Here is a 4727-nt window from a genome sequence, read left to right as displayed (position 1 = left end):
AGCAAGTGAGATGAGTTTAGACGATTTCGATGGAAGAACCGTAGTTTTTAGAGTGAAAGCTGGCTAAGTCTTGATTTTTTTTGATTACTTTTTTGTATCAAGACAAAAAAGTAATTCAGGGTTTAAGGGATGAAATCCCTTTTGGAAAAATGTTTAGGACACTATTGATTTTACCAGATTAATTCAATCTAATTTCGGAAAAGTATGAGTGAAGAAATTGAAAAAGTAGAACTACGACAACTTAATATCGACGATTATCAGGAATTACGGACAACCGAAGAAGAGGCCTACCGAAACTGGGAAGGTCCGGGCTGGGACGAACAAAACATCCGAACCCTTCTGGATATTTTCCCCGAGGGTCAGCTCGCAGTGCTCGTAAACGACAAAGTGGTGGGTTGCGCCCTATGCCTGATTGTCAACTACGAACGTTTCGGCGATGAACACTCCTACAATGAGATTACCGGTAATATGACTTTCAGCACCCACAATCCCCGTGGCGACATCTTATACGGCATTGACATTTTCATCCGGCCCTCATTTCGCGGCCTGCGTCTGGGACGACGCTTGTACGATGCCCGTAAGGAACTTTGCGAACACCTGAATCTGAAAGGAATTGTTTTTGGCGGTCGCATTCCCCATTACCATAAAGTTTCTGATGAACTGACTCCAAAAGAATACATCCAGAAAGTCAAATTCAAAGAACTTTACGACCCCACACTTACTTTTCAGCTAGCCAATGATTTTCACGTTAAAAAAGTTCTGACAGGATATCTTCCCGACGACCGCGAATCGAAAGAGTATGCCGTTCTCCTGGGATGGGACAATATTTATTATACCAAGCGCGGCAAACAACTATCACAGACAAAATCCATTGTTCGTCTGGGGCTGGTTCAGTGGCAGATGCGCCACTACCCCACCGTGGACGATGTGTTTGAACAAGTGGAATATTTCGTGGACGCCGTATCAGCTTACAAAAGTGACTTCATTTTATTTCCCGAGTTTTTCAACGCTCCGTTGATGGCCCGTTTCAATCAAATGTCTGAATCTGAAGCCATTCGTCAGCTTGCCCGGTACACCGAAGAGTGCCGCGACCGGTTTATTCAGTTAGCTATCAGTTACAACGTCAACATCATCACAGGAAGTATGCCCATGATTCGCGACGACAAACTTTACAATGTGGGCTATGTTTGCCGGCGCAACGGAACCTACGACTCCTATGAAAAAATTCACGTGACCCCCGATGAAGTAAAATCATGGGGATTATCGGGCAGTGACAAGCTGAAAGTTTATGAAACCGACTGCGGCAAAATCGGTATTTTGATTTGTTACGATGTGGAATTCCCCGAATTATCGCGTTTGTTGGCCGAACAAGATATGAAAATCCTGTTTGTGCCGTTCCTCACCGACACACAAAACGGCTACAGTAGGGTAAGGTATTGCGCCAGGGCACGTGCCATCGAAAACGAATGCTTTGTGGCCATGGCTGGTTCGGTGGGCAACCTGCCTAAAGTCTCGAATATGAATATTCAGTACGCCCAAAGTGCGGTATTTACACCTTGTGACTTTGCATTTCCCACCAACGGCATCAAAACCGAAGCAACACCCAACACCGAGATGATTCTGGTGGCCGATGTAGACCTTGATTTGCTCTCGGAACTGCATGCCTACGGAAGTGTTAGGAATTTGCGTGACCGACGTACCGATGTATTCGACCTGAGACTGAAGAGCGGACTTATTGAGTAGTGCCGGCAGCCTGGTTTTGCAAAAACTGACAAAAAACAGCGTGAACATTTTCGCCAGCTACCAGTTTATTTTACGACTGCCGGAATGGTTTCCGGTATGTTAATACAATATAATTAATCGGGAAAAAGCACCTCGTCAAAAGGACAAAAAATCAAAAGTATGTACAAAACCAATATTTTCAATCCTGAAAACCGGCCCACTGAAACTCAAAAACAGGAAATCATTGATTTTCTTTATACACACCTCGACAGATTTGGAGACCCCAAAGAGGATATTTCCAAAGCAATCGACTACTCTTTAAAAGTTTCTGATTCTTTCGGCGGATTTGTGCTTGAATTGAAAGATGATAACCAGGTTATCGGGGCAGTTGTAATCAACAAAACCGGAATGGACAGCTACATACCGGGAAATATTCTGGTTTACATTGCAATTCATCGCGACTTTCGTGGCAAAGGTCTGGGTAAAGAACTGATGGAAAAGTCACTGGCTGAAGCCGCAGGAGATGTGGCTCTTCATGTAGAGCCCGACAATCCAGCAAAAAAGCTTTACGAGAAATTCGGATTTACCAATAAGTATCTCGAAATGCGTTACAAACCAGAATAACCACACCATGGCATTCCTCACATTAGACAGAAAAAAACTCAAAGAAAACTACAATTACCTGAATAACCTTTTTGAGGAACACAACATCGACTGGGCCATTGTAACCAAGATGTTATGTGGCAACAAAGCCTATCTGAAAGAGGTTTTCGATCTAGGCATCAAGCAGGTTTGTGACTCCAGAGTATCAAACCTGAAAGCTATTAAGTCGGTCAACCCCCACATTGAAACAATTTACATCAAGCCTCCGCCAAAACGCTCTATTCCAAGCATTGTGCGCTATGCCGATGTAAGTATGAACACCACCTTTGAAACGGTAAAGCTTCTATCTGAAGAGGCCAGACGTCAGGGACGAAAGCACAAAATCATCATCATGGTGGAGATGGGCGAGTTACGCGAGGGTGTAATGCGAGATGATGTGGTAGATTTCTATTCCACCGTTTTCGAGATGCCCAACATCGAGGTTATTGGCATAGGCACCAACTTAAGCTGTTTGTACGGAGTCCTGCCCAATCAGGATAAACTTATTCAACTGAGCCTCTACAAACAACTGATAGAAAACAAATTCAACAAAAAGATTCCTTACGTTTCTGGAGGCAGCTCCGTAACCATTCCATTGATTAATCAGGGACTGCTTCCCGAAACCATCAATCATTTTCGGGTAGGCGAAACCCTGTTTCTCGGAACCAATGTTTACGACGGGTCGCAGTTTGATTTCATGCACAACGATGTCTTTAAAATCTATGCTGAAATCATTGAATTGTTTGAAAAACCCACCGTTCCCCAGGGAGACATGGGTTCAAATCTGGAAGGTGAAACTTTTGAATTCGACCAGGAAAAGTCACATGAACGCTCGTGTAGAGCCCTCATCGACTTGGGTCTCCTCGACATCGAAGAGAAAAGACTGATTCCCGCCGATGACACCTTCGAACTGGCAGGAGCCAGTTCCGATATGATTGTGATTAACCTGGGCGACAATGAACGCAACCTGAAAGTTGGAGACCTTTTGGAATTTAAAACTGACTATATGGGTGCACTTCGTTTGCTGAATTCAAGGTATATTGATAAGCGGGTAATTTAGCTCTTAGCTCTTAGCTCTTAGCTCTTAGCTGATGGCTCTTAGTGCCAAGTTTCCGGAAGAAGGCAGTTGCTTGAGGTTCAATGTTGGAAAGCAGAGGACATGAGAAACCGATTTGGCCCCCCGGGAAGGCGAAATCAGCCAGAAAAAGGTTCACTTCAATCATAAAATCTTTATATTGGGTGGTGCCGGTTTTCACAACAAGTGAAGACTGATGCCACCCATTTGTGATTTACCAGGTAATTTTCCTTACTTGTTCCAATCCATGATTTACTTATATTTGTTTATTCAGGCAAAACTGACAAATAAAAGCAGCAATGACATTACTGATAATTTACCTTTTTCTTGCTCTGGGCGTATCATTTCTCTGCTCAATCCTTGAAGCTGTATTATTCTCAACAACAGCCTCATACATTGAAATTAAAAAAATGCAGAATGTTGCAGGAACCCAGTTATTCGCGAATCTGAAAAACAATATCGACCGCCCCATCTCAGCCATCCTCTCAGTCAACACCATTGCCCATACCGTAGGAGCAGCAGGCGTTGGAGCCCAGGCAGTTTACGTGTTCGGGGAAGCCTGGTTTGGGGTAATCTCTGCTATTCTAACACTGCTAATTCTGATAGTTTCTGAAATCATTCCCAAAACCATTGGCGCAACCTTCTGGCGAAACCTGGCAATCCCGGCAGGTTACACCATCCGCATATTGATGATAATTGCCTATCCCCTGGTTGTTTTTTCAGAACTCCTTACCAAATTAATGCCCAAACCCAAGCATTCCTCTTCTGTGAGTCGGGAAGAAATAGAAGCCATGTCGTCCATAGGTGCCAAAGAAGGAATACTGGAAAAGGACGAGGGAAATATCATCCTCAACGCAATGCGACTGAATATGATGCGGGTAAAAGAAATCATGACTCCGCGAACAGTGGTAGTTGCATGCCCAAGAAACATGACTGCTTCGGAGTTTATTGACCATAAGGAATACCTGGAGTACAGCCGGATTCCTATTTTTAAGAAGAACATTGACGACACCGAAGCTTATGTCCTGAAAGCAGATGTACTGGAAAGTGTGGCCCGCGGGAAAGGGGAAAATCCTCTTTTACAAATTGAGCGAAACATTAAAATGGTTCCCGAATCCATGAACCTCAGGCAACTCTTTGAGGAGATGATTTCGGAAAATGAACACATCTCATTGGTTGTTAATGAATATGGGGCCATGGAAGGAATCGTTACGCTCGAAGACATCATTGAAACATTGATAGGCAGGGAAATAGTAGACGAAACAGACAATTATGCCGATATGCAGGA

4 protein-coding genes are annotated in these 4727 nt (G+C 43.8%); all 4 read left to right on the top strand.

The annotated features are described in order from the left end of the window. Positions 1 to 204: 204 nt before the first annotated feature. Positions 205 to 1743, top strand: a complete 1539-nt coding sequence (locus QZZ43_RS09400; RefSeq protein WP_291858258.1) for a carbon-nitrogen hydrolase family protein — start codon at positions 205 to 207, stop codon at positions 1741 to 1743. A gap of 159 nt (positions 1744 to 1902) precedes the next feature. Next, complete coding sequence (locus tag QZZ43_RS09395; protein WP_291858256.1) at positions 1903 to 2346, top strand: GNAT family N-acetyltransferase; 444 nt, start codon at positions 1903 to 1905, stop codon at positions 2344 to 2346. A 7-nt stretch (positions 2347 to 2353) separates the two neighbouring features. Continuing rightward, entirely contained in the window at positions 2354 to 3424 is a 1071-nt protein-coding gene (locus QZZ43_RS09390; RefSeq protein WP_291858254.1) for an alanine racemase, read from the top strand. A gap of 314 nt (positions 3425 to 3738) precedes the next feature. Continuing rightward, on the top strand, positions 3739 to 4727 hold a 989-nt coding region (locus QZZ43_RS09385; RefSeq protein WP_291858252.1), incomplete at its 3' end, for a CNNM domain-containing protein.

It is taken from the genome of Marinilabilia sp. (assembly GCF_016278715.1).
Taxonomy (GTDB): Bacteria; Bacteroidota; Bacteroidia; order Bacteroidales; family Marinilabiliaceae; genus Marinilabilia.
The sequence above is the reverse complement of the archived record's forward strand: the minus strand, read 5'-3'. Positions and strand labels throughout refer to the sequence as shown.